The sequence below is a fragment of the Pseudomonas sp. KH_021 genome (assembly GCF_057838865.1).
Map to the genome: position 1 here is coordinate 2,856,470 of NZ_CM174477.1, position 26,296 is coordinate 2,882,765.

General features: G+C 55.0%; 18 protein-coding genes and 3 pseudogenes. 13 read left to right on the forward strand and 8 right to left on the reverse strand.

Features of this window, described 5'->3' with window-relative positions; genetic code table 11:
- Window positions 1-62: 62 nt before the first annotated feature.
- Window positions 63-497, reverse strand: coding sequence for a hypothetical protein (locus AC3IX4_RS13260; RefSeq protein WP_489260962.1), 435 nt, complete (start codon window positions 495-497; stop codon window positions 63-65).
- Window positions 498-829: 332 nt separating this feature from the next.
- Here AC3IX4_RS13260 and AC3IX4_RS13265 point away from each other — a divergent pair.
- Both AC3IX4_RS13265 and ltrA read left to right on the forward strand, forming a co-directional pair.
- Window positions 830-2,382 (forward strand): IS3 family transposase gene (locus tag AC3IX4_RS13265; RefSeq protein ID WP_489260963.1). Its coding sequence is split into 2 segments (ribosomal slippage): window positions 830-1,292 and window positions 1,292-2,382, totalling 1,554 coding nucleotides; the frame shifts between segments, so codons are not numbered across the junction.
- A gap of 614 nt (window positions 2,383-2,996) precedes the next feature.
- Window positions 2,997-4,643: a group II intron reverse transcriptase/maturase gene (gene ltrA / locus AC3IX4_RS13270; protein ID WP_489256427.1), complete on the forward strand. Its 1,647-nt coding sequence runs from the start codon at window positions 2,997-2,999 to the stop codon at window positions 4,641-4,643.
- Between the two features lie 606 nt (window positions 4,644-5,249).
- On the opposite strand, the pseudogene AC3IX4_RS13275 reads toward ltrA, so the two are convergent.
- Window positions 5,250-5,354: pseudogene (locus tag AC3IX4_RS13275) on the reverse strand (helix-turn-helix domain-containing protein); the annotation flags it as partial.
- Window positions 5,355-5,722: 368 nt separating this feature from the next.
- Here AC3IX4_RS13275 and AC3IX4_RS13280 point away from each other — a divergent pair.
- The 3 genes from AC3IX4_RS13280 to AC3IX4_RS13290 are packed head-to-tail and all read left to right on the forward strand — an operon-like array spanning window position 5,723 to window position 11,150.
- Window positions 5,723-7,621, forward strand: a complete 1,899-nt coding sequence (locus tag AC3IX4_RS13280; RefSeq protein WP_489260964.1) for an ABC-three component system protein — start codon at window positions 5,723-5,725, stop codon at window positions 7,619-7,621.
- A complete protein-coding gene (locus AC3IX4_RS13285) occupies window positions 7,618-8,211 on the forward strand; it encodes an ABC-three component system middle component 1 (protein ID WP_489260965.1) in 594 nt (197 codons plus the stop codon). The genes AC3IX4_RS13280 and AC3IX4_RS13285 overlap by 4 nt, the downstream gene beginning before the upstream one ends.
- 5 nt (window positions 8,212-8,216) lie before the next feature.
- Window positions 8,217-11,150 (forward strand): AAA family ATPase, encoded by a 2,934-nt coding sequence (locus AC3IX4_RS13290; RefSeq protein ID WP_489260966.1) that lies wholly within the window; start codon window positions 8,217-8,219, stop codon window positions 11,148-11,150.
- A 534-nt stretch (window positions 11,151-11,684) separates the two neighbouring features.
- Here the strand turns inward: AC3IX4_RS13290 and AC3IX4_RS13295 are convergent.
- Window positions 11,685-12,578 carry a LysR family transcriptional regulator gene (locus AC3IX4_RS13295; protein ID WP_489260967.1) on the reverse strand — a complete coding sequence of 298 codons (894 nt, stop codon included), beginning with the start codon at window positions 12,576-12,578 and terminating at the stop codon, window positions 11,685-11,687.
- Window positions 12,579-12,739: 161 nt separating this feature from the next.
- Between AC3IX4_RS13295 and AC3IX4_RS13300 the strand changes: the two genes are divergently transcribed.
- Window positions 12,740-13,951: an MFS transporter gene (locus AC3IX4_RS13300; protein ID WP_489260968.1), complete on the forward strand. Its 1,212-nt coding sequence runs from the start codon at window positions 12,740-12,742 to the stop codon at window positions 13,949-13,951.
- On the opposite strand, the gene AC3IX4_RS13305 is transcribed toward AC3IX4_RS13300, so the two are convergent.
- Together AC3IX4_RS13305 and AC3IX4_RS13310 are read right to left on the reverse strand one after the other, a co-directional pair.
- Window positions 13,917-14,405 (reverse strand): zinc-binding dehydrogenase, encoded by a 489-nt coding sequence (locus AC3IX4_RS13305; protein WP_489260969.1) that lies wholly within the window; start codon window positions 14,403-14,405, stop codon window positions 13,917-13,919. The genes AC3IX4_RS13300 and AC3IX4_RS13305 overlap by 35 nt on opposite strands.
- A 17-nt stretch (window positions 14,406-14,422) precedes the next feature.
- Window positions 14,423-14,896 (reverse strand): annotated as a pseudogene (locus AC3IX4_RS13310) (alpha/beta hydrolase); the annotation flags it as partial.
- A gap of 397 nt (window positions 14,897-15,293) precedes the next feature.
- Here AC3IX4_RS13310 and AC3IX4_RS13315 point away from each other — a divergent pair.
- From AC3IX4_RS13315 to AC3IX4_RS13335, 5 genes are all read left to right on the forward strand, one after another.
- A complete protein-coding gene (locus AC3IX4_RS13315) occupies window positions 15,294-16,415 on the forward strand; it encodes an MBL fold metallo-hydrolase (protein ID WP_489260970.1) in 1,122 nt (373 codons plus the stop codon).
- Window positions 16,416-16,695: 280 nt separating this feature from the next.
- Window positions 16,696-17,175, forward strand: a complete 480-nt coding sequence (locus tag AC3IX4_RS13320) for a (2Fe-2S)-binding protein (RefSeq protein WP_489260971.1) — start codon at window positions 16,696-16,698, stop codon at window positions 17,173-17,175.
- On the forward strand, window positions 17,172-19,457 hold the full coding sequence (locus tag AC3IX4_RS13325; protein WP_489260972.1) for a xanthine dehydrogenase family protein molybdopterin-binding subunit: 2,286 nt from the start codon (window positions 17,172-17,174) through the stop codon (window positions 19,455-19,457). The genes AC3IX4_RS13320 and AC3IX4_RS13325 overlap by 4 nt, the downstream gene beginning before the upstream one ends.
- 7 nt (window positions 19,458-19,464) lie before the next feature.
- A complete protein-coding gene (locus AC3IX4_RS13330) occupies window positions 19,465-20,055 on the forward strand; it encodes a nucleotidyltransferase family protein (RefSeq protein ID WP_489260973.1) in 591 nt (196 codons plus the stop codon).
- The gene (locus AC3IX4_RS13335) at window positions 20,042-21,061 is read left to right on the forward strand and encodes an XdhC family protein (protein ID WP_489260974.1); all 1,020 of its coding nucleotides are present in this window, start codon (window positions 20,042-20,044) and stop codon (window positions 21,059-21,061) included. Before AC3IX4_RS13330 ends, AC3IX4_RS13335 begins: the two co-directional genes overlap by 14 nt.
- 61 nt (window positions 21,062-21,122) lie before the next feature.
- On the opposite strand, the gene AC3IX4_RS13340 is transcribed toward AC3IX4_RS13335, so the two are convergent.
- The 3 genes and pseudogenes from AC3IX4_RS13340 to AC3IX4_RS13350 form a co-directional block, all read right to left on the reverse strand.
- A complete protein-coding gene (locus AC3IX4_RS13340) occupies window positions 21,123-22,151 on the reverse strand; it encodes an alpha/beta hydrolase (RefSeq protein ID WP_489260975.1) in 1,029 nt (342 codons plus the stop codon).
- Window positions 22,148-22,693 (reverse strand): cyclophilin-like fold protein, encoded by a 546-nt coding sequence (locus AC3IX4_RS13345; RefSeq protein WP_489260976.1) that lies wholly within the window; start codon window positions 22,691-22,693, stop codon window positions 22,148-22,150. The genes AC3IX4_RS13340 and AC3IX4_RS13345 overlap by 4 nt, the downstream gene beginning before the upstream one ends.
- A 17-nt stretch (window positions 22,694-22,710) precedes the next feature.
- A pseudogene (locus AC3IX4_RS13350) lies at window positions 22,711-23,259 on the reverse strand (MFS transporter); the annotation flags it as partial.
- A gap of 271 nt (window positions 23,260-23,530) precedes the next feature.
- On the opposite strand from AC3IX4_RS13350, the gene AC3IX4_RS13355 reads away from it, so the two are divergent.
- Both AC3IX4_RS13355 and AC3IX4_RS13360 read left to right on the forward strand, forming a co-directional pair.
- The gene (locus AC3IX4_RS13355) at window positions 23,531-24,436 is read left to right on the forward strand and encodes a LysR family transcriptional regulator (protein ID WP_489260977.1); all 906 of its coding nucleotides are present in this window, start codon (window positions 23,531-23,533) and stop codon (window positions 24,434-24,436) included.
- 926 nt (window positions 24,437-25,362) lie between these two features.
- Complete coding sequence (locus AC3IX4_RS13360) at window positions 25,363-26,292, forward strand: malate dehydrogenase (RefSeq protein ID WP_258443365.1); 930 nt, start codon at window positions 25,363-25,365, stop codon at window positions 26,290-26,292.
- Window positions 26,293-26,296: the final 4 nt, after the last annotated feature.

Here is a 26,296-nt window from a genome sequence, read left to right on the forward strand (position 1 = left end):
GACTCCCTCCTATTGGCTTAACGTTAATCGGCCACGGAGCGCGATACCAGTTAGCGCTGCTGTTAAACACCACTGACTACAAGCCACAGTGAAAGAGCTAAGGCCAAGAGCAATACTACCCACAACGGAATGACCATTTCCCAAGCACTAGCTCTACTCTTGACTCCACGAGCGTCCCGAAATGCATCTGACAACTTGGCATACACTCTCTCAAGGCGACTTCGCCTTTGCTCTATAGAGCCATGTAGACGCCAAAGTAGCCAGGCAGTTAGGCTCGCAATAGCAACAGCGCTGATGCACAGTATTGCGGCGATACATTTTGTGAGAGTGAGGCCTGTGATTTGAGGAGTTCCAGCAATGGCTGTGAGTGCAAGCAGTCCGTAGTTGGTGAGGGACCACTGTTGTGACTTGAAGAATGCCAAATCTTGCGTGGTAACTTGATATAAAGCGATAAGATCGGCCCGCTCCTCAGTACCTGCTGGTTTGTCTGGAGTCATCTTGCATCTCCCTTTGTGGTTTCTATCTATAAATAGACCCAAAGTGGGGTGGTAAGGCTTTCGCGGGCTTGGTGGATAACATTTTTTGTTTTCTCACCTACCCGCTGACTAGGTCGGGTATTGTGACAGCCTAGTGATCGCTGAAGGGGTATACGCCACGGACGGAAAGCCCAGTTTGCTCAACCAGTAAAAGGAAGCATAGCTACTTCGTTCGCTCTGTCCACCGGCTGCTTTTGGCCGTTCTCTGCCGATCATGGCCCCCGGTGTCAGGATAGTTGTCGCCTCTCCGATTTTTCCTAAAAAAGCATATCGGGGGCGGAAAGAGACTGGTCGTGCCGTATTATTCACCTGAACGCAGAGCCGCATTGCTCAAGATGCTGCTTCCCCCACTGAGCCTGACGATGGCCGAGGTTTCTCGGCGCGAAGGGGTCAGCGAAATGTCTTTGTCCAACTGGCGCAAGCAGCTCAGTTCTGAAGGAAATGCAGTGTCCGAAAACAAGCCGCTGACCGAGAACTGGTCAGCCGAAACCAAGTTTGCTGTTGTCCTTGAAGCGGCCGGCTTGTCCGAGATCGACCTGGGCGAGTATTGCCGGCGCAAAGGCCTTTACCCCGAGCAAATCACTGCTTGGCGACAAGCCTTCATTACCGGCCAGAAGTCGGATAAAGCCCTGCAAAAAGAGGATCGAGAGCAGTCGCGCAAGGATAAGAAGCGTATCCAGGAACTTGAGCGAGAACTGCGCCGCAAAGATAAGGCGCTCGCTGAAACAGCCGCGTTGTTGGTGCTGCGAAAAAAGCTCAACGACTACTGGGGGACCGACAACGAGGACAACTGACGTCTTTGCCGCAACGGCAGTTGTTCGTTGACTGGCTGAGTGAAGCGGTCATGGCGGGAGCCAGAAAAATCCGGGCCTGCCAGGAGGTCGGTTTATCGCTGCGAACCCTGCAACGCTGGACCGAAACTGAAGTCGTTCAGGCCGATGCTCGAACGACGGTCGTGCGGCCAACGCCCTGTAACGCACTGAGCGAGGCCGAGCGACAGGTGATTGTGACGCTGTGCAACAGCTCTGAGTACGCCCATCTACCGCCGAGTCAGATCGTGCCGCGCCTGGCCGATCAAGGGCGTTATCTGGCGTCGGAGGCGACGTTTTATCGCGTCTTGCGGGCGGCGGGCCAACAGCAACACCGAGGTCGTAGCCAACGCCCCAGGCGGCATGCCGCACCGACGACGCATGCGGCCAAAGGGCCCAATCAGGTGTGGTCGTGGGACATCACCTATTTGCCGTCGCCGATACGTGGAAAGTATTACTACCTCTATTTGATCGAAGATATTTACAGCCGCAAAGCCGTGGGCTGGGAGGTTTACGACGCGGAAAGCGGCGAGAAAGCCGCTGCGCTGCTGCAACGCAGCGTGATCGGCGAGCAGTGTTTGCGCGAGCCTCTGGTGCTGCACTCGGACAACGGAGCGCCGATGAAATCGGTGACGCTGTTGAACAAGATGTATGACCTGGGCATCACGCCCTCGCGGGGACGACCGCGGGTCAGCAACGACAACCCTTACTCGGAGTCGCTGTTTAGAACGCTGAAATACTGCCCGCAATGGCCGCCGGATGGCTTTGCCAGCTTGGACGCTGCACGCGCTTGGGTGAGGGATTTCATGCGCTGGTATAACCACGAGCACCGGCATAGCCGTATCCGGTTCGTCACGCCAGCCGAGCGGCATCGAGGAATGGACCATCAGGTCCTGGCCCGACGGCATGAGTTGTATGAGCGAGCCAAGGAGAAAAAGCCGGAGCGGTGGTCAGGCCGGACGCGTAACTGGGAGCCGATCGGTACTGTGTTGCTGAATCCGGACCGGGAGCAGCAGGTCGAGAAAAGAGCGGCATAGTTAGACGGTCGATGCGACAAGTACCTTGAAGTGCGACACGAAGTCGTTTGTAGAAGTTGTTCCCGCTTCAACTGAGGGAACCACCAATGTCACTTGGTGAATCTAGGAGTCTGAATAAAGAGCGACTCTGACAATGTAACGAAGCACTGCGAGGTGCGGGGTATCAATCGCGAGAGGCGTACTCTTCTGGCAGCCATACGCCGGTGTAGTGCTAGATAGTTGGTATGGTGAACACATGTGAATCTGCGCTAAAGGTCGTTAAGTTGAACAAGCGGAAATGGCTATTGCGCTTGAACCAAAACGGTAACGGAGGTGGGAAGAGCGCTTTTCAAGTGCGCCTTCGTGACCCGCACGCCTCCCGGCTCATAGCAGGCACCTAACCCGACATACTTCTGCAAGTGGAACGTGGGAACCCCGTATCGCGCCCTGCGGGGACAGTAGGCCGCAAGGTCTGCCAATGGCGGTGCGGGAACAGGATCGAGGACAAAGCGAACGCCGCCCTGTAATGGGACGGATAGGGATTGCAACATCACCCCACGCGAAAGCGGGCAGACTTCCTCTTGGTCTCTCTTCACAAGAGAATTTTTAGAACCATCTAAACGGGAGGAGAGCAAATGAATGCTGCAACACTGGCGTGTGCACCTTCCGGCGTGGCATGGGACGGCATTAATTGGATCGATGTCCAGCGCCATGTAAGACGGCTGCAAACGCGTATTGTGAAGGCCACCCAGGCCGGCAGGCACAACAAGGCGAAAGCCTTGCAATGGCTGCTGACCCACTCGTTTTGTGGCAAGGCATTAGCCGTCAAGCGAGTGACTGAAAACAAAGGCAAGAATACCCCCGGCGTGGACAAGGTGACGTGGAAAACGCCGAGGGCAAAGACCAACGCGATTGCGTCGTTGAAGCGGCGAGGTTACTCGCCTCTTCCGCTTCGGAGAGTGATGATTCCGAAAAAAAATGGCAAGACGAGGCCGCTCGGCATACCCGTGATGAAGTGTAGGGCTATGCAAGCGTTGCACTTGCTGGCCCTGGAACCGATCGCGGAAACCACCGCCGACCTGAATTCTTATGGGTTCAGGCCGGAACGCTCAACTGCCGATGCCGGTGAACAATGCTTCACTTGTTTGGCGCAAAAGGCGAGCGCGCAGTGGGTGCTGGAGGCTGATATTCAAGGCTGTTTCGACAAAATCAGTCACGACTGGATGATCACCAATATCTCAACGGACAAGGTGGTTTTAAATAAGTGGCTCAAGGCGGGATTCGTGTATCAAAACAAACTCTTTCCCACCGACTCCGGCGCCCCGCAAGGGGGCATAATATCGCCAGTGTTGGCAAACATGACATTGGATGGCCTCGAACTGATGCTCTCGGAAAAATTCCCGAAAGCGAAGAGAACAGGCCGGAAAATGAACATGGTGCGTTACGCGGATGACTTCATTATTACTGGTAATTCGAAAGAGTGGCTGGAACAAGAGGTCAAGCCCGCAGTGGTTGAATTTCTGGCAGAGCGTGGGCTAGTCCTGTCACCTGAAAAAACCAAAGTAACGCACATCAAGGATGGGTTTGACTTCCTCGGATGGAACATCCGCAAGTACAGCGGCAAGCTGTTGATGAAGCCGTCGAAAGCGAACGTCAAAGCGCATCTTGACAAAATCCGCGAAGTCATAAAGGCCAACAGGCCGGCTAAACAGACTGACCTGATAAAACAGCTCAATCCTGTGTTACGAGGATGGGCGAATTACCACAGCCATGTAGTCGCCAAGAAAACCTTTAATCGAATCGACTCCAACGTATGGTCAATGCTATGGCGATGGGCGGTAAGAAGGCACCCGAACAAAGGAGCCCGGTGGGTTAAGGAGCACTACTTCAAGACCAGAGGCACCCGAACTTGGGTATTTGCCGCAACAGAAGAAAGAAAAGATGGAGCGAAAAGGGAGCGCATCCTGCTCGCAGAGTCGGATACGCCAATACAGCGGCACATCAAGATCAAAGCGGACGCGAACCCGCACGACCCACAGTGGGAGCAGTATTTCGAGTCCCGATGGAGCAAGAAAATGCTGTACTCGTCGAAAGGTCGCGGGAAGCTTTACCGTGTCTGGCGGAGGCAAGATGGCATGTGCTCTACCTGTCAGAAACCAATCACAAAGAACACCCCTTGGGATGTTCGCTGTATTGTAAAACGGACTGACGGCGGATCAGATGCAGCAAGCAACCTGCAAATGCACCATCTCAATTGCCGTAGAAATCAGCAACACGCCTAAAACGAAGTTGGGTAACCGGGTGTCGAAAGATGCCTTAGTAGAGGCTTGAGCCGTGTGCGTTGAAAGGCGCATGCACGGTTCTTAGGGGGCTGGACGCGGGCAACCGCGTCTGGCTACCCGACAAACGCCGATGGTCACTAAGCGTGCCGGTAAAATCCGATGCGATCGGTGGTCAGAACGAATGCAAATGACTAGTCAGGTCTAATGCAAGCGGGTGGTCAAGTGGAGTGCAATTTCGCATATGCGTGGACGGTCCTTTGAGCGACCGAAAGAACCTGTACCTGGGCAGTGGCAAGCCTGTCGTGCGGCGGATCGGCTGCCGGTGGCCAGCGCGGCAAAGGGGGGAAGGATTCCGGGTCGTGCTCGATGCCGAACGGCTGCACCTGGGCGATGGCCAGCCCTGCCGCGTGCGGCGGATCGGCTGCCGGTGGCCAGCGCGGCAAAGGGGGAAGGATTCCGGGTCGTGCTCGATGCCGAACGGCTGTACCTGGGCGATGGCCAGCCCTGCCGCGTGCGGCGGACCGGCTGCCGGTGGCCAGCGCGGCAAGGGAGGAAGAATTCCGGGTCGTGCTCGATGCCGAACGGCTGCACCAACCATCGCTGCAATGCTCTGACCCATTTTCGGATGGTGTTTCTCGACAACCCGGTACGCTTGGCTATCTGGTGCAGCGACAGCCTGTCGCGAAAATACATGCGCCGATTTTTGCCCATCATTCCATGCTAATACCCTGTGTTCTTCTGCCCAAAAATTGAGCAGAAGCAGTTGAACACCTGGGTCAGTTTTCGGTCAGCGGCAACAATGTCACAGCCCAAAATTCTTGAAGGAAAGGGGATGGGGTGGTTCACAGCTATGAGCTAGGGGTGGTTCATCGGTGAATGATGGTGGCGAGGAATGAGCTGGGAATGATAACTAGAGAGCGTGAGGCAGACGCTGTAATCAGTGAGCACCTCAAGCGCCGCCTGGGCTAGCTAGCTATATGCCATACTCTCGGTCTGCCGCCCCGTCCACGCGAGGTCGGAAGGTCCAATTTGAGGGAGGCGAGCACTCCCGTGACGTTATCTCGTGTTGGTATAGGGAAATGCTAAAAAAACTCAGATTAAAAAGATCGGACAATTATGATTGCCATGTGGCTACGTACCATATGTCAAACATGGTGATCGCTTATATCCAAGGTCATGAACATGAACTGAACTTGGGCAGTGAACAAGGGCTCAGCCAATGGGACGATCTTGTTGTACAAAGTAATAATGGATCTTTGAAATACTTTCAGGTCAAGCGCCAGACGACAAATTTCAGTGATGATGGCGTTCTCAAAGCAACTAAAACAAAGGGTCCAAATAAAGGTGATCCTCAAGATCTCTCAGCTTTAGACGAGGCATTTAAAGGGCTGTCAACTTTTTATAAGGATGTTGACGACCATAAAGAATGTACAAATAGTTTCAGTCTCGTAGTGCCCGCAAGTAATATAGATATAAAAAAAGGTTTGGAATTAAGAGTTCTTTCGGAGCTTTGCCAGGAATGTAGGAAGGTCGGCGCTACATCCAGCGGCTTGCAGAACAGAGTAGATAAGGGTACTCAAGATGTAATTGGCTGGCTTAAAAGCTGGTGTGGCTTCACCAGTGTAGAGCAAATATTATTTGTTCTCGGAAAAATCACAATTGAGGCTGTCGGAGATGAAAGTTTAGTTAAGGAGCGAACTAACAGTATCTTAAAGCAGTGTTTCGATGAGGCAGACTCAGCTAGGGCAATAATTTACAATTATCTGCATTCCGAGGCCACTGATATCGGAGTTGTTTGCCCAAAACACATAATACCTCATGTGGAAAGCTTTTTCCGAACAGATCAGAAAATTTGGACCTTTTACAAACAAATTGAAGGGATGCCAGATTGGCATGTTGATGGCCTCGTTGTTAAAACCTCCACTGATCCGCTTAGCTATGTTGATTCGCTATGGGGTAACGAGATAAATCAGTCCACCCTGATTGTCAATAATAGTATTCCCTTCCATTTGAGTCCGGCGAAGAACGATGCTCTAGTGAAGTCGTTGTTTAGGCTTGCCATTCACCTTCCCCGCAATTCAATCGCCCGCTTCGCGGACTCTGCTCAAGGGGTGGAGGTCGCGCGATTAGCTGTCAACGGGACCCTTGGTACGGCGAAACAAGACGTAAGTAAAGATCAGCTTGGCTGGAAGGATAATAGCCAATATCACAACTTAGCAAATGGCCGGATTTTAAAAGATAGCTTAGAGCTAGAGGATGAAGCACTTCGCTTACATGCAAAGATGTATGGGCGGACTTGGTTAAAATTGGCGGAGGCCATGCAAGTCAAGCTGAGGGAACTCAATGGCAGCCTGCAGCCTGCCGCACAAAACCTGTGGGGGAGTTGGTATTCCTTATTAAGTGTTTCGATTCTAGATAGAGATGAATTTCTATGCGATATATTGAAGCTTAACGCTGAAAAAAACAATGCTATATCTGAAATGCGCGTAGGGCTTCTGACTGTGGAGCTTATGGCGGAAAGTATATTATTTTTACTCGTTGTAGCCGTAGCTTTAGGGGGGGTAGATGCAAGATGGGATGTTATATGCCAAGGTCTAGAGGCTAAGCTTGTAGGGTTAAAGTGCTGGGGGGGGACGAGCAGGGATATTTCAGTACGCGAGCTTTTCTATGAGGATGACGACGAAACGGTAGAGTTGATTATAGGGGGGGAGGTTAAGCCTATTTTAGTTTTGCCGCACATAAAGTCTTCTTCTAGCGAGTTTTACTCAGCTTCTCTTCAGGATGATAAGTCTAGCGCGGATTCATTAATTAGCTCCAAACGGCCAAAACTTCTAGTAACGAAAAGTAGAAGGCTCGATGGGTTGATCCGAGCTGGAGATCTCAACTCTATTCGTCAAGAATTACAAAAAGAGCTTTCCTCAAAGCTAGCTTCACGAGAGAGAAATATAATGAAGGTTGGCTCGGGAGATGTGATATGAGTTGGGAAAATCTGCAGACAGCTGTTTTAGAGCTCGCTGAGAGCAGGTTTCTACACACTGAGCTAGAGCGATCTAACTACCTCTATCATTTAGCACAAGAGGATGATTTTCCTAGGTCTGTTGTTACGTTGAAAAAACGTACAGCGAACTCTGGTGGGAACAAGACATTATTGTTAGCTCATTTTAGTTCGCTGGATCAAATAGGATTAGGTGCTAAGTGGGCCGCTGATGTAAGAGATGCCTTACCCGAACCAGAAGCGTCTGATCTGTATCTCTTTTTATCAGTAAATGGGCTTTCTGATGGCGAATGTTCACGCTTGGAAGCTGATGAACAGTTCTGTCGAAAATATGTTCTCCGCCCTAATGAGACTGATTTGAGTTTAGTGCTGCGTACATTTTTAGGGCCGCTCGAAGTCGGCGATGACGAGGTTAGCGTCGCAGACCCTGTGGTGACTGCGATGAGGTCAACCGCAAAAGAGCACGAGTGGCTAGACTCTCCAATGCAGGAGTATTGGAAAGAGCTTTTTTTGTCGACTCACGAGAGTGCAGTTATCGCAAGTCTTCTAATCGATGAAGGGACTCAAGAGTAATATTTATGATAACTTTAGATTCGGTAGAGTTGAGCAATATTCGGCGTTTTGCAACTGATGTGAAAATTGAAATTGGTCCGGGCGCAACGATACTATTAGCGCCGAACGGAACTGGTAAGACTGCCGTATTCGAAGCTATTGAGCTTGCTCTTACGGGTAATGTTAATAGACTAGGAGAAGATTTTATTCCGTTGATTAAAGACGGAGAGCAGGCGGCATCCGTCAAACTGAATTTTACAGACTGGAGTCGTGAAATATCAGTTACGGAAATGGGGGTTGTAGAGATCGATCCAGGCCAGTTAGATGAGCTTTTTCCTGGAGTGGATGCCCAGCATTATCCCTATCTACTCAGACTTACTCATCTCTTAGATCAGCGTGGTAAACAGTGGTTCTTGCAGGGTAACCCCGAAGATGCCGGGCAGCAGCTGTCGCGGCTACCTTTAGGGCGGGAGGCGAGCCAGATTTTTCAAAAAATGGTGCCCATCAAGCGAGCGCTGACGCAAGAAAAAACAGAGGCATCTAAGCAATTAGAGGCATCATCGAATAACTTGGCTCATTGGGATGTTTTGATATCATCAAGAGCTGAGTCTTTGTCTTCTGTTAAGCCTTTAACCTCGCTTGCAGGCATTCTGATAAGTATCGGCGCTAATGATGTGGGTTTGACTGGAACAGTGGCTGCGGATTTAGGCTATGTTCGGGAAGAGTTGGGCGTTATCAGCAATGCTGTAAATAAGAAATTGGCGAGTTCAAAAAGTCAACTCGTTAAAATGACTGAGTTTTTGCCGCAGATTAAGCGCTACAGAGAGTTGTTAGATAAGAGTGCTCACAGTAAAGTATTGATTGGGCAAGGAGTAGGCTATCTTGCTTCATTAAAACAAGATATCAATCTTCTTAATCAAGTAATATCAACCAACGAGACGTTGTTGGTAAAGATTTCGGCGGACCATAGCAAGGCTGTGAAGAAAAAAGAAAAGACTGAGATCTTGGAGCAAGAGCGCTCCAAGATATCCGGGCTTAAGGTCTTTCTTGAAGAGTTAAGAGTTTTAAAATCTTCCAATGAAAAACTACTCAGTGCTAAAGTCAAAGTATACGATGAGCTGAAGGGTGTGATTGATAAGCACTCGTACGTGTCTAGTACTATTGTATATTTGTCGGAGCAAGAATTACGACTGCTAAGTTCTCGTGAAGCCTTAGCGCAATGGATAAGAGCAAGTGAGGATTTTGCCAAAGCATCAGAACTCATAGCACAGATAGAATTATCAATTGCCGATTCAGATTCTCATCTAAGTATTTTTGGCTCGGAAGTTGAGAGGGCGGAGATAGAGCTTGCAGGTGCAAAAGTATCGCTTGATAATTTAGCAAATCTAGAGAATAAGTTAAAGGCATCTTTGGCTCAGCTATCTACCTGTATAGATCCTAGGTCAGATGATTGTCCTGTATGCAAATCTCATGTGGGAGCCTCGCATATCAAAAACAGCTTGGCGGCTGCAAGCCTAGCGGTTGGCCCTCAGTATCTTATTGCTTCAAAAAATTATGATGGTTTGGTTGTAAAGTTGACTGCAAAGCGCACTAATATGGAGCTCGAAGTAAGTGCAAGAGCTGTACTGTCCTCAAAGCTTGAGGCTGCGCTAAAGGAGCAATCTATTGCTCGCGCTCAAATAGACTCCAGCTCCAGCGATGAAATAATACACGGGCTGGATGTGGAGGGTGCTATTAAGCTAGTTGATCACTTGAGTGATGAATTAGATCGTAAGCGTTATGAATTAGACGCAGAGCGGGTTGCTTTGCCACCAGCCGCGACGCAAGAATTGGTCCAAACGGTTGAGAGTGAAATAAAAAGCATTGAAGTCGATAGCGATAGACTTGAGTCACGGATAAGCGATGCTCAGAAACAAATAGAGTCTGGTGTTGTTAAACTGCGCGATTTGGAATTTGAAGTTTCGGAGTACGACGCGGGCGAAGAACTTTCAGAGCTTGAGGATAGGAAGGCTGAGCTTACCTCGGCGATAGTAAATGATATCGAGCAGCGGACTATTTTGAATCGAAAGCAGATTGTTGAAGAAAGCACCTTGCAGTTGAATAAAGATTCTGTCTCTGAAGATGATAAAGCAATAAGTAGAATAATAACTGCGTGGGACGACTTCGGTCTCGACGGTCAGCCGATGCTGGAAACTTCTGTTGCCAAACAAACAACACTCAGTGAAGAAATTGATGATGCTGAAGGTAAGTTGGCTCTGATAGGAAAGAGCGAAGATGAACTTGCTCGTTGGGGTTGGCATATTGAGGCAGAGAAACTACAAAAGGAGCTGGACAATATTCGTGGTGAAGAGACCGAATCTGCGTACCATTTAAAAATGCTCGCTGAGATAGAGTATCATGCTGGCAGAGTGAATAAAGTTGAGCGAGTTCGTTCAGCGCTTGAGGATTTTTCAGCCAAGCTAAAGAGTGAGATTGAGACTGTCCAAGAAAAGATAGCGACTGTCGTTCCGCTTTGGAGAACGCTGCTTAATAGAATTGTAAGAGAGCCTAGATTTGGAAAAACTGCTCTCACGTATGTCTCTGAGAGAAATAAATCAAAAGCTAGAGTGCATGTCAATTTAGGGTCTCATGAAGTGTCAGTTGCGAGTGTCGCCAGTGAAGCGCAAATGACTGATATACAGTTAGCATTTTTGCTATCAATGTCCCTTACCCATAGCTGGTCCCCTTGGAAGGCGTTACTTCTAGACGATCCCACCCAGCATCATGATCTAGTACACTCAGCATCTGTCTTTGACCTCCTGCGAGATTTTATTTCTGATCATGGGTACCAAGTTGTTATTGCCACGCATGACGCTGCTCAAGCTCGTTTCTTTCTTAGGAAGCTCCTTAATGATGGTATTGATGCTCGTATCATAAATCTTCAGCCCTCCGACGAAGGGGTTACGGTTAGAGGTGGGTAGACGCAGCTGATTCACGTGTTGGAGTGCCGATTTCCACGAGAGCGATATGCTGTCATTGCCTCTTAAGTGCGATGATAGCTGTGGCTCCCTTCAAGCAGGGCAGTCGCCTTCATCTGCAAAATTTTTTGAGAGTGAATCCTCGGCGCTCTACTTGCCATCCGACGAACGGCTTGGCGCAGGCTATTGCTGCAGTTTTGTAAATTTTTTTGCGCAACAAACGGTCATATTTAACAAAATATTTGACGAAACTTTCGGATCTTTATTCGATTATTTCTGCCATGGCCTCATTTTACGGGTGTCAACGTATCAACGGCTACTCGACGCACTGCTCTATGGTATTCACAACCTTTTTAGCGAATGGCCGTGTACGTGGTTGGGCAGCCTCTGACTGCCGATTGACTGTTGCTCGCCGATTACGGCCAGTTTCCACCGGCTACAATCGACCCAATGCTGCCGTTGGCGAATGGCAGAGCATCGCAAAAATCGGCCATTCATCGCTGTGCGACTTCAGAATAAAGCGCTCCCAGCTCATTCTCAGGCCTTATAACGGAGTGCCTCAACCAGTGCCGTGAAGGCCGCAGACGTCTGCCGCCGATTGGCGTAGTACAAGTGATAGCCCTGGAACGTTGGGCACCACTCCGGCAACACCTCTTGTAGCCTGCCCTCGGCGAGATACGGCGCGACCAGTTCTTCTGGGATGTAGCCAATGCCAATGCCGTCCAGGGCGCCATTGAGCACGTGAACGATACTGTTGAACACCAGCGGCCCCTCACCCTTTACTGTAAAGGGTTTGCCATCGCGCTCGAATTCCCAAGCGTATATGGAGCCGGACGGCCGGTGGCGAATATTGATGCAGGTGTGCTTCATCAAATCATGGGGCGTTTCAGGTGGCGAGTGCTGTTCGAAATACGTGGGTGAGGCCACCAGCGACAGACGCCAGTCCCGACCGATTCGTACTGCAATCATGTCTTTGCTGATCGCCTCGCCCAGGCGGATGCCGGCATCAAAGCGCTCTTCCACCACATTGGTGAAGCCGTAGTCGACAAAAAACTCCAGCACGATTTCTGGGTATTGCTCGATGAACTGTTTTAGCTTCGGCCTGACGCACAGTTCAATCGAGTCGTCTGTACAGGTGATACGGATTGTTCCTCGCGGCTTGTCGCGCAGGTCATTTAGCGCCTCGACTTCAGCAACGATCTGGTCGAACAGCGGCGCGATGGATCGCATTAATTTAGCGCCCGCCTCAGTCGTAGACACGTTGCGCGTGGTACGCGACAGCAGCCGCATCCCTAGCCGTTCTTCGAGACCACGAACCGTGTGGCTGAGCGCGGAGGGGGTAACCCCAAGCTTGAGCGCCGCTTTGGTAAAGCTTTGGTCGCGGGCCACGGCCACGAAGGCTTGCAGGTCATTGACTTTGGTTTTCGTCATTACTGAGGTTTTCTCATTAACTCATAAAAACTCTACCTACTAATCATGTTAATGCTGATCCGTCAACATGCCTTCACTCGATCAGCTATGGCTATGCCCTTGGCTGAACGCTTTTTACGGGGCGGGTAACGCCCCTTCAACGACGTGTGTAGGTGAAGCCTATGAATAGCCCAACCATTGATCCTGCCCGCGAGGGCACCTCCATCACAGACAGTCAGTCGCATTGGAGTGGCGTGTTTGCCATGACCTTGTGCGTCTTCGCGCTGATCGCCTCGGAATTTATGCCCGTGAGCCTGCTCACCCCAATCGCCAACGAACTGGGCGTTAGCGAAGGTCTGGCGGGTTATGGCATCGCTATTTCGGGTGCATTTGCCGTGCTGACCAGTTTGTCCATCTCCAGGCTTGCCGGCGCGTTGGATCGCAAAACGTTGTTGCTGCTGATGACTGCGTTGATGTGTGTGTCGGGGCTGGTCGTAGGCCTTGCCAGCAACTACTTCATGTACATGGTTGGGCGCGCATTGATTGGCGTGGTGATCGGCGGCTTCTGGTCGATGTCAGCTGCGGTCGCTATTCGTCTGGTGCCCACTGAAAGTGTGCCCAAGGCCTTGGCAATCTTTAACGGTGGCAATGCCCTGGCAACTGTTGTAGCCGCGCCTTTGGGCAGCTACCTGGGTGGCGTCATCGGCTGGCGCGGCGCGTTTTTCTGCCTGGTTCCGATCGGACTCATTGCTCTGGTCTGGCAGTGGATCAGCTTGCCGTCGATGAAGGCCCAGACAAGAGCAGCAGGCGCATCCAATGTTTTCACGCTGCTGGGTAACCCTCTGGTTGCATTGGGCATGCTCGCCGTCGGCTTGTTCTTCATGGGCCAGTTCGAGCTGTTTACCTTCATTCGCCCGTTCCTTGAGACCGTTACTCGCGTGGATGTACCTACCTTATCGACCATGCTCCTGGCACTGGGCATCGCCGGCTTTTTAGGCACTCTCTTTATCGGATCATTTTTGAAGAAAGGGCTGTACCCGACCTTGATCGTCATTCCTCTGTTGATGGCCGCTTTCGGTGTGGGCCTGTTGGCATTCGGTAACTCTGTAGCGCTGGTTTTTGTACTGCTATCGCTGTGGGGGCTAGTCGCCACTGCGGCCCCGGTGGGCTGGTGGTCATGGCTGGCTCTGTCGGTGCCAGAAGATGCCGAGGCTGGAGGCGGGTTGATGGTGGCGGTCATTCAACTTTCCATCGCGCTAGGCTCGACCCTGGGTGGCGTTTTGTTCGATAGCCGTGGTTATCAGACTACATTCGGTGCGGCGGCAGTTCTGCTGATTGCCTCGGCTGTAGTGGCGTTGCTCACGGCGCGGACCAAACAGACCGCGATGGCCTGATGGCCGCTCCAACGCTCTCATAGACGATATGGCAGCGCTCGCCTGCGGTAACCTCATCCACCCTCGAAACGAAGTCTTCCCGGTTGTAATTGATCACGTGGTCGCAGCCGTTTTGGCGGGCGATTTCGGCCTTTTCGTCGGAGCCGACAGTGCCGATCACGGTCGCACCCAGATGCTTGGCCCATTGCGTCAGGATGCTACCGACGCCGCCGGCAGCGGCATGCACCAGAACCGTATGGCCTGCTTTCACGCGAAATGTTTGGCGTAGCAGGTACTGCGCTGTGAGCCCTTTCAGCAACGCAGCTGCGGCGGTGGCGAAGTCGATGCTGTGCGGCAGGTGAACAAGGAAGTGTTCGGGAACAACAGTTTGCTCAGCGTAGGCCCCTAGCGTCTCGACAAACGCAACGCGGTCACCCGGAGCAAAATTAGTCACGCCGTCGCCGACCGCTACCATGACACCCGCTGCCTCTTTTTGGCCGCGTTAATGGAGAAGCCGCCGCTGCCGCAAATGCCCAATACGCCGATACGGTCACGGTCGATAAAGTCGCTGGTGCCGAGGTAGTCGACCGCTGCGCTAAAGGCTTCGGTGTACAGCTCAGGCGCTACCAGGTTGCGTGGCTTGCCTTCGCTTTCGCCCCAGAATGGCAGGTCGATAGCCAGGGTCACAAAGCCTTGTTCAGCCAGCTTCTGAGCGTAGAGCATGGAGCTTTGCTCTTTCACTGCGCCCATGGGGTGGCCAATAACGATGGCAGGTGCCTTGCCTTTGCGATCCAGATTCTTTGGGGTGACGAGATTGCCCGTTACCTGCATGTCGTACTGGTTTTTGAAGGTCACCCTTTGCACGTTCACGCTGTCGCTTTTGTAGAAGTTGTCGGCCCCAGCTGGGATGCCTGCTGCACTGGGTGATTCGGCGGCGAAGGCTGAGCCTGTTGGAGTGGAAAGCATACCCAGCGAGGCGAGAAAAACACCCAGCGCTGCGAGCCGAACGCGTGGCTTACCGGCGTCTGAGGGGGAGGAGAACAGGCCGTGACTGATCTTGAACGAAGTACTCATAGTCGATGCACCTTTCAGAGTGGAAGTGATACCGCAAAGCTCGTTTCACTCCGGTTTCATGGTTGATTTTGGTGCCCACCATGTTGATCCTCGCGCGGCCTGATGATTAGTAGGGGTAATTTTCATGTGTTTGTGAAATTTGATCATTAATGGCGAGCTATCTGCGCAATCCACGACTGCCCAAAGATTGCTGAGCCGTTTTCATAAGCGCATCAAAAAATCTGGGTCTAGTTTGATGAATCGCCGCTGTTTAACATCCTTGGCACTATCAAAGGTGGCCGGGGATCGGATGAGAAAGTTTTGGCTTCGCGTGCTGGTCGTATTTACATTGCTGACCATCGTCTGCGTCTCGGCGGTCATGATCTACCTGCGTCAGCCGGTTTTTGGACAATTGCCCCAGGGCGAGTGGCTTGCCCATATCCAGGCGTCGCCACACTATCGCGGCGGCGCTTTTCAAAACCTGGCGAATACGCCGTTTCTAACCAAGGGCGCCACTGAGTGGTCCATCCGGTTGGACAACCTGCTCGCTGACAAAGGCCTGCCACGACCCGTCCACGACATACCCACACGAAAGGTCGACCTGCACGCGCTCGACCCACGCGAGGACTTGGTGGTGTGGCTCGGACATTCCTCTTGGTACGTGCAACTGGGCGGCAAACGCATCCTGATCGACCCGGTATTCAGCGAGCATGCGGCGCCATTGCCGGGCGTGGTTACCGCGTTCAGCGGCACCAACATCTACTCGGTGCAGGACATGCCGCCAATCGACCTGCTGTTGATCAGTCACGACCATTACGACCATCTTGATTACCCGACAATTCGTGCACTCAAGCCTATCGTCAAAGCGGTCGCTGCCGGGCTAGGCATCGGCGCGCACTTCGAATTGTGGGGCTACGACCCAGCCAACATTCATAAACTCGATTGGTACGACAGCTTTGAGGTCAGCAGGGATGTGCGTGTGCACGCAACCCCAGCCAGGCATTACTCGGGGCGTACGCTTACGCGCAATCAATCGCTGTGGATGGGCTTCGCGCTGGAATCTTCGCAACGCCGGCTGTTTTTCAGTGGCGACTCTGGCTACGGCGATCACTTTGCGGACATCGGTAAGCGCTACGGTCCGTTTGATTGGGTGACGCTCGACAGCGGTCAGTACGATCCACGCTGGGCGCACCTGCACATGAACCCCGAGGAGGCCGCACGGGCGGCCGACATTCTTGGAACCCGCGCATTCACACCTGCACATGTCGGCCGGTTCGCGCTCGCCTCCCATGATTGGAACGATCCGTTCAAGCGGCTGATTCTGGCCAGCGAAGGACGCGGTTACGCGCTATGGACACCAATGATTGGCCAGCCTGTCCGATTCGATGGGCGCCCCCAATCGTTTGAGTTGTGGTGGAACAACGTCGACTGAGAAGCCGGAATGGTTTGGATTCGGTATGCGTTCGAGGCGCTCTCTTCACGTCGTTCGCCTAGGCTCGTACATGAACCGAATTAAGGCTGCCGCTACTGTCTCGCATTGTTCATGTCGCGCTGTTGATCGGCTTAATGATCCAGACTAGATACTCAATGCTTAATAGGTCTATTAGACGCACTAATCAGTTTTTCGAGAGAAAATCACCCGTTCGTATTCCGAGCAGAAAGCACAGTGATCGAGCGGCACTACGCTCGCCCTTACCACCCGGGAGTTCGTTATGACACAACTGCAATTGCAAGTTAACGGCCAAGCGAAGGACGTTGACGTTCCCGACGAAATGCCTCTGCTTTGGGTGCTGCGCGATGAACTGCGCATGACAGGTACCAAATTTGGCTGTGGCATGGCCCTGTGCGGCGCGTGCACGGTGCACCTGGACGGCGCGCCGATCCGCGCCTGTGTTACACCCGTCGCGGCCGTGGTCGGGCGTGCGATCTCAACAGTAGAAGGAATGCAGGCCGATCGCGTGGGCCAGGTGGTGCAGCAAGCCTGGGTGCAGAACAACGTCGCCCAATGCGGTTACTGCCAGGCGGGTCAGATCATGGCGGCGGTGAGCCTGCTCAAAGTCACGCCGACGCCCAGCGAGCAGCAGATTGACGATGCCATGAGTGGCAACATCTGCCGCTGCGGTACCTACCCACGCATTCGTGTTGCCATTGAGCAGGCAGCGGGCCAACTGGCACAAGGAGCAGGCCAATGAGCGCAATAGCAGGACTTTCCCGTCGCACGTTCCTGCAAGCCAGCCTTGGGGCACTGACCCTGGCGGTGACGGCCAAGGGGCTGATCAGTGCTGCCTGGGCAGCCGATGCAAAGGCCTACGGCGCTGATTCCATGCCTGGCGGTACGGTGGACGATCCGCTGGTGTTCGTGTCCATTGCCACTGATGGCACGGTGACTATCGTGGCGCACCGCGCCGAAATGGGCACCGGGGTGCGTACCAGCCTGCCAATGGTGGTGGCTGATGAGATGGAGGCCAATTGGGAGCGGGTGAAGGTGATTCAGGCCGAAACCGATCAGGCCCGCTATGGCAACCAGAACGTGGATGGCTCGCGCAGTATGCGGCACTTCCTCTTGCCGATGCGCCGGGTGGGTGCCGCCGCCCGCCAGATGCTCGAAGCCGCGGCGGCGGCGCGCTGGGCGGTGCCGCTGGCGGAGGTCAAGGCCGTGCAGCATGAAGTGGTTCACCAGCCCTCAGGGCGGCGCTTGGGTTATGGCGAACTGGCCGTCGACGCCGCCAAGCTGCCGGTACCCGAGGGCGATCTGCTCAAGCTCAAGCACCGTGATGAGTTCCGCTACATCGGCAAGGAGCAGGTGCGGCTGGTCGACCTGGAGGCCATTGGCAAGGGCCAGGCCGCCTACGGCATGGACACGCACCTGCCCGGCATGGTCTATGCCGTGGTCGCTCGGCCCCCGGTGGTCGGCGGGAAGCTCAAACAGGTTAATTCGGCCAAGGCGCTGGCGATTGCCGGGGTGTTAAAGGTGGTGGAAATCCCTGCCTTTAAAGGTGCCCCGGCGTTTCAGCCGCTTGGCGGCATTGCGGTGGTGGCACGTAATACCTGGGCGGCCATGCAAGGCCGCGCTGCGCTGGAGATCGAGTGGGACGATGGCGACAACGCCGGTTACGACTCCACAGCCTACCGGCAAACACTGGACGCCGCGGCGCGTGCGCCGGGCAAGGTGATCCGCAACCAGGGCGATGCGCTTGGGGTGTGGTCCAAAGCCGGCGAGACTGAACGCTTTAGCGCCGAATATTACGTGCCGCACCTGGCGCACGCGTCGATGGAACCCCCGGTGGCCACCGTGCAGATCCGCGGCGACCGCGCCGAAGTCTGGACTTCGGTGCAAGACCCCGTCGCGGCGCAGACTGCTGTGGCCACGCGCCTGAATCTCAAACCCGAGCAGGTCAAGGTCAACGTACTGCTACTGGGCGGCGGCTTTGGCCGAAAATCCAAACCTGACTTTGTCGACGAGGCCACGGTAGTCGCACGGACCATGCCCGACGGCACGCCGGTAAAACTGATGTGGACCCGTGAAGACGACATTCACCACGACTACCTGCACACCGTCTCGGTGGAGCGCCTGGAGGCCGTGGTGGACGAGGGTGGGCAGGTGCAGTCGTGGTTGCACCGCAGCGCCTCGCCGACCATCGCCTCACTGTTTGCCGAAGGGGCCATGGGGCAGCAAATCTTCGAGTCGGCGATGTCGGCCATCAACATGCCGTACCGCATTGCCAATGTACGGGTGGAAACGGCCGAGGTGCCGGCCTATGCGCGCATCGGTTGGTTCCGCTCGGTGGCCAACATCCCTCACGCCTTCGCGGCGCAGTGTTTTATTGCCGAGCTTGCCCATCGTGCGGGCAAAGACCACAAGCAGTTTGCCCTCGACCTCATTGGCCCGGCGCGGCGTATCGATCCCGGCACGTTGGCCGACACCTGGAACTACACCGAGTCGCCCGAGCGCTATCCGTACGACACCGGCCGCTTGCGCGGGGTGATCGAGGCAGCGACAAACGGTGCTCAGTGGGGGCGTACGCTACCCAAGGGGCATGGCCTGGGCCTGGCGTTCTGCTACAGCTTCATGAGCTACACGGCCGCTGTGGTCGAGGTTGCCGTGGACGACAAGGGCACGGTACGTGTGGTAGCCGTGGACATGGCGATGGACTGCGGCCCGCAGATCAACCCCGAGCGTATCCGTGCTCAGCTGGAGGGCGGTGCGATCATGGGTCTGGGGCTGGCACTGGTCAGCGAAATCACCTTCGAGAAAGGACGGGTGAAACAGAGCAATTTCCACGATTACGAAGTGCTGCGCCATCACCTATCGCCGCAGGTAATCCGTACCCATCTGGTCAACGACAACCACGAGCTGCCGCCTGGCGGTGTGGGCGAACCGCCGGTGCCGCCGGTGGCGCCGGCGCTGTGCAATGCCATCTTTGCCGCCACCGGCAAGCGCGTGCGTAGCCTGCCGGTTCGGACAGTGGCGTGAGGTGGGTATGTCACCTACGGTGATTGTCCTGGCGGCCGGGCAGGGGCGGCGTTTTCGGCAGTCGGGCGGTATCACCCACAAGCTTGAGGCGTCGCTGGCCGGTATTGTGGTACTGGATCGGGTATTGCAAAGCGTTGCGCTGTCGGGGCTGCCGTACCATGTGGTGCGCCCGTCGGCGGATGCCGACGACGCTGCGGGGATGGGTGATTCCATCGCACGTGGCGTGCGGGCGACCGCACAAGCCGAAGGTTGGCTCATCCTGCCCGGTGACTTGCCCTTGGTCCAGGCAGACAGCTTGCTTGCAGTGGCAGACAGCCTGGCGTCGCACCCGGTGGTGCTGCCATTGTGGAACGGGCAGCAAGGGCATCCGGTCGGGTTTGATGCAAGCTGTTTTGCGGCGCTGACGGCCTTACGCGGCGACCTCGGGGCTGCCTCTGTCGCCCGTACGCACCGGCTGGCAGGTACGGCCTGGAGCCTGGCGCTGGACGATGTCGGCATCGTGACAGATATCGACACACTGCAAGATCTGACAGGGGCCGAGGCATTGCTTGCCGCCCGTCACTCTCAAGAGGGAGTCCATAACTTTGGAAAGCGTTGATGTTCGCGTGTTACACGCTGCACGCGACTGGTCGGCTGAGGGCGACCGGCTGTTGTTGGTGACCGTGGTGAAAACCTGGGGCTCTTCGCCCCGACCTGTGGGTTCGATGATGGCGCTACGTGAAGACGGGCGCTGTGTTGGCTCCGTTTCCGGCGGCTGCATTGAGGACGACCTGATCTACCGCTATAGCCGTGCCCAAGGCGGCGAAGGAATACCCGCTATCGCGCCGCAGCTTGTGCGTTATGGCGTAAGTGCCGACGAAGCGCATCGCTTCGGTCTGCCATGCGGCGGCACGCTGGAGTTGCTGTTGGAATTCAACCCTGATGGTGTGATGCTCGATGCCCTGGTTGGGCGACTGGAAGCCGGGCAGCTGGTGCAGCGCACGGTGGACTGCACCACTGGGGCGGTAACGCTGACAGTCACCCCGGTGCCCGAAGCGCTGCGCTTCGACGGTGCCTTGCTGAGCAGTACGCTGGGTCCGCAATACCGCATGCTGCTTATTGGGGCAGGCGCGCTGGCGGAATTTGTCGCCACCATGGCCCTGTTCAACGACTTCGCGGTGACGGTGTGCGATCCCCGCACTGAACACCTGGGTGCCTGGTCCGTGGCGGGTGTACAAACCACTACCGAGATGCCGGACGACGCCGTACGTACCTTGCGCCCCGATGCGCGCACCTGCATCGTGGCCCTGAGCCATGACCCCAAGCTCGACGACTTGGCGCTACTGGCGGCGCTGCACAGCCCTGCGTTCTATGTGGGCGCAATCGGTTCGCGGCGCAACACCGAGAGCCGCCGACAGCGCATGATTGAGCACTTCGACGAGACCGAGGCTTCGCTGGCTCGCCTGCACGCACCGGTCGGCCTGTACATCGGCAGCAAGACGCCCGCCGAAATCGCCGTCAGCGTCATGGCCGAGATACTGGCGGTCAAGAATGATGTTGCGCTGCCGCAGACATTGACCGTAGCAACGGCAAAGTCGCAGCAGGACGCACTCACCAGCACCTAGACGCAAAAAAGGGCTTCAGCAGATCTGGAGCCCTTCGCGTACAGCTGTTAACAGCCTGGGTTTACTTCAGGTTGTTCTGGAAGAAACTGGTCAGCTTGTCAAAAGGAATGAGATTGACCCGGTCATAGAGATCGACATGGCCGGCACCGGGCACAATCACGAGTTCCTTCGGCTGGCCGGCGAGCTTGTAAGCCTCTTCGCTAAATTCCCTCGAGTGAGCATCCGCGCCTGCGATGAACAGCATCGGGCGCGGTGAGATTGTCTCGATGTCATTGAACGGGTAGAAATTCATGAATTTGACGTTGCTGGTCAGCGTCGGGTGGGTGGTCAATTCCCGGGATGAGCCAGGCGGGGTGTATTCGCCCCGTGAGGTGCGGTAGAAGTCGTAGAACTCGCGCTGGATGGGGTGGGTGTTGTCATCGAGTTGGTGCACCGTGCCGCTGGTGTACTGGACCTGACCACCTGTGAATTCGACCTGCCGTTGTTGAGCGGCCTGGGCAATAACGGCCTTGCGCTGCTCCAGTGTCAGGGAGTGCTTCAGACCGTTACGGTTGGCCGCACCCATGTCGTACATGCTCACCGTGGCAATCGCTTTCATACGCGGGTCGATCTTGGCCGCGCTGATGACGAAGCTGCCACTTCCACAGATCCCGATGGCGCCAATCCGCTCCTTATCGACGAACGACTGGGTGCCAAGAAAGTCGACTGCTGCACTGAAGTCCTCGGCGTAGATATCGGGGGAGACGGCATTGCGCGGGCGGCCCTCGCTTTCACCCCAGAACGACAGGTCTAGAGATAAGGTGACAAATCCTTTTTCTGCCATTTTGGTGGCATAGAGGTTGGCGCTCTGTTCCTTGACCGCCCCCATAGGGTGACCAACGATGATGGCAGGATTCTTCGCGTTGCGATCAAGGTTGTTGGGAACGAAAAGGTTCCCCGCCACGTTCATCTGATACTGGTTCTTGAAAGTGACCTTGTGCACGACCACCTGTTCGCTGGTGTAGAAATTATCAGCACCGTTGGACATATCTGCTCCTGTTGCCGAAAGTGAACTGGCGAGTAGACCTAAAAGAATGAGGAGTTTTTTCATGGTGTGCTCTGGGTTGCGGGGTGATCGGAAGCCTCGCCCGTGGACAGCACCACCTGCACGCCATCACGCCCGAGCGCCTGGGCCAGGCCAGCAGAGTCGTCGATGCGGCCAAGGCGGGTGTAGCGGTATGAGGTGCTGAACGTTTCGTAGAAGATGACCAGCGTATCGGTGCCATAGAGCATCAGGTCGCCGTTGCGGACCGTGCCTGGTCGGGTGGCGTGGACAGGCAGCGCTTCGGGCAGGCTGGCGTACTTCTCGTTCCCGTTGAGTTCGCTCATGTCCAACGTCAGTGGCAGCAGCGCGCGAAGCGCCGTGGCCGCTGCATTATCGGTCAGGGTGATGGCGAAGCGCCGTTCGCCGATGATCATCCACATCTGTGTCTGCTCCGCTCTGAGGGATACCGGTGAGACCTCTGAAACGGCCACGTCGGCGCTACTTGCCATCGAATGGCCTGCTTCGCAATTGCCAAACACCAGCACGCCAAACAGCAAGGCCACGGCGTAACCGGGCGAACAACTGGGAGCGTTGATGCTGTTCATCATGATGCGTACCCCAAGGTTCAAACCGCCTGCGGTCGAGTAGCGCGTGACATCAGGAAGGTCAGCAAAGCTGCAACCAGCAACACGGCTGCGCCAGCGAGGAACGTGCTCTGGTAGCCGTTGCTGTCGAACAGCACGCCGCCCACCGTGGAGCCCAAGGCAATGGAGAGCTGGATCACCGCCACCATTAACCCACCGCCGGCCTCGGCATCTTTCGGCATGGCCTGGGCGATCCAGCTCCACCAGCCCACGGGGGCGGCGGTAGCCATCAGCCCCCAAACGCCCAGCAACACGGCAACAGCAGCAGCGGAGAAGCCAAAAGGCACCAGCATCACGGCGATAGCCGCCATCAGTACCGGGATGACCACCAGCGTCCGGTACAAGCCGCGCTTGAGGAAGGTGCCGATGACTACGGTGCCGATGAAACCCGCCACACCCATCGCGAGCAGGATCAAGGACAGAGTGGAGATGTCGACCTGAGTCACCGTTTCAAGGAATGGTCGCACATAGGTGAAAAGCGCGAACTGCCCCATGAAGAAAGCTCCGCATCCGGCCATACCCTCGCTGATGTGCAGATCGGCGGCAATCGGCGTCAGCAGACTGACCGGCATGAACTCCGACGAGATCAACGCGAAGACGCACAGCGTCATCGCAAATACGCCGCTCCAGTGAGCAGGTTGCGCCTTCACTTGGTTTTGGGGATAAACAGCGCCCATCGAGGCCTCACCTTCTTTCAAATTCATAGGGTAATGGTGAAGAACAAAGTCATTCGCGACTAGCTAATAAATTCTTAATAGGTGTATAAGCACAGCTAATTAATGGCATGCGGGGCTGCGCAGAATGGTCAGAAGGAATCTCAACGATCTGCTGTCATTCGTGACGGTGGCACGCGAGGGCAGCTTTACTCGCGCGGCTGCGATGTTGGGTGTGACCCAATCCGCGCTAAGTCAGGCTATCAGCGGTCTGGAAACGCGCCTTCAGATCAGATTACTCACGCGCACCACACGAAGCGTCTCGCCTACCGTTGCCGGGGAGCGATTGCTCCAGGCCATTGGTCATCGCTTCGATGAAATCGAAGCGGAACTAGATGAGTTGACCGAGCTGCGCGATAAGCCCGCAGGAACCGTGCGGATCACCTGTGGCGACCATGTCGTGCGAACTACGTTGATGCCCAAGCTGGCACCCGTGCTACGCGAGTATCCCGATATCAACATCGAGTTCGACATCAATTATGGGTTTCGCGACATCGTGGCTGACCGTTTCGATGCCGGCGTGCGCCTGGGCGACACCATCGACAAAGACATGATCGCCTTGCCCATAGGTCCACCGTTGCGCATGGCGGCCGTCGCTTCTCCAGCATACTTTGCCACCCATCCGCTGCCTCGAAACCCGCGCGACCTGATGGGCCACAATTGCATCAATATGCGTATGCAAACATCCGGCGGGCTGTATGTATGGGAGTTTGAAAAGCACTCAAAGCAGGTGAATGTGCGGGTAAGTGGTCAGCTTACTCTCAATACCTCCCAACGTATCGTAGATGCGGCCCTGGCCGGGCTGGGTATTGCGTACCTGCCAGAGGAAGAGTTCGAACCTCATCTCCGGGAAGGGCGCCTGGTGCGTGTGCTTGAAGACTGGTGCGCTCCGTTTGCCGGGTACTACCTGTATTACCCTAGCCGTCGACAGCCATCACCAGCTTTTACGCTGGTTGCCAATGCATTGCGAGTTAGCGATCAGGTTGGGCGGTAACGCTCAAGGCCGGCCGCTCGGTGATGATGACGACCAGGCCGAGCGGAACTTGTAGCTACCAATGCTGGCATTGTCAGTCAGATATGAAGGGATACGGATGCTGATCCTTACTGCTTGCGAGGGACAGTTTTCGACCGATTCTGTTGAAAAAGTCGACCGTGTTTTCTAAAGCAGAAAAGTACGCGTCGGAGATTGAAATCCTGAATGTCCGCAGAGCCTTTCAGGCTGATATTTCACGTAGAAGCGTGCTGAAGAGGCGCTTTCACCGATCCATCCTACGGCATTCTGAAAAAACCGACTTTTTCAACAGAATCGACCCATTGCGGACGATGGCAAAGGGCTGCGATAGACCTGGAGCAGTCCGCTAAGGCCGCACGGCTTGGCCTATGGGGGCATAGGTATCTACACAATTCTGGGGCAGCGCGGCTCTTGTAGCCGCTGCCGAGGTACGAGGCTGCGATCGGCGGCGAAGCCGTCGTAAATTCAGGCCCTTCGGTGTGCCTGATGGATTACGGTCTCAGGTTTTACGGCCGCTTCGCTGCCGATCGCAGCCTCGTACCTCGTCAGCGGCTACATTCGTAGCAGTAGACGAGTTCAGCGAGGCCAGGTCCGGGGACGTAGTCCTCGCAAAGCCTGTACTCGCGGTGTATCTGAATACTGAAGTGCCAGGTTTTACGACTGCTGCGCAGCCGGACGTGGCCTCGTTCTACTCGTCCACTGCTACGAAATGCAGTACACCAAAAGATGTGTAGATACCTATGCCTATGGGGGGTTATCAGAGGCTAAAGTAATGCCGCCATGGGAATGGCGAAAAGCAGGTAAAACAACTACAGGCCACTTTCGGGTGGCATTTTAGCATTAGCGGGTAATACTTCTCTGTATAGGCGGGCGTGTTGCTGGTGGCGCGAGCCGCGGGGAGGTGTGAGATGAACAAGCTATCAATTGTGGGTGCCGGTATGGTGGGTGAGGCGGCGGCTCAGATCATCGCCCGGGAAGAGTTCTGTCGTGAGTTGATGTTGATTGATGTGCAGGGTGAGTTGGCACAGGGCAAGGCGCTGGACGTCTGGCAGGCGGCAGTTGAGTCAGGTTCTGATACCAGGGTTTACGGCGGGTCCAATGCCGAATTGCTGCAGGATTCTGACCTGGTGGTGATTACGGCGGGTGTGCCCCGCAAGCCTGGTCAGTCGCGTCAGGATGTATTGAGTATCAATCTGCCAATTCTCGATAGCATCATGCTGGATATTAATCGTCATGCTCCGGCGGCGACGGTGTTGGTGGTGTCGAACCCGGTCGACGTGCTGACCTATCGGGCTTGGTGTCTCAGTGGGCTGGGACGCAACCGGGTGTTCGGGCAGGCGGGGGTACTGGATACAGCGCGCATGAAGTGTTTCATTGCCGAGGAGACTGGGTTTTCTGCTCGGGATATCACGGCGCTGGTGCTGGGAGGGCATGGCGATAGCATGGTGCCGCTGATGCGATACTGTGCGGTCGGTTCGGTGCCGCTGTCTCACTTCCTGTCCAATCAGCAGATAGAGCGGATTGTGGAGCGCACACGTCAGGGTGGCGGCGAGATTCTGGGTTTGAAGAAGGTGGGGAGCGCCTGCGATGCGCCGGGCGTGGCAATTGCACAGATGGTGGATGCTATCGCCAATGGGCGAAACCGCATTTTGCCGACGGTCGCGATTCTCGAGGGCGAGTACGGGCGCACAGGTATTGCCATGGGTGTCCCCTGTGTGCTGGCAGAGGAGGGGGTTGCGCGGGTGATCGAGTTGTCTCTGGATGCGCAGGAGCAGGCGATGTTCGACCGCTCTGCAGATCAGGTGGTGCGTGATATTGCTGAAATGAATGCTTTGTGAGCGG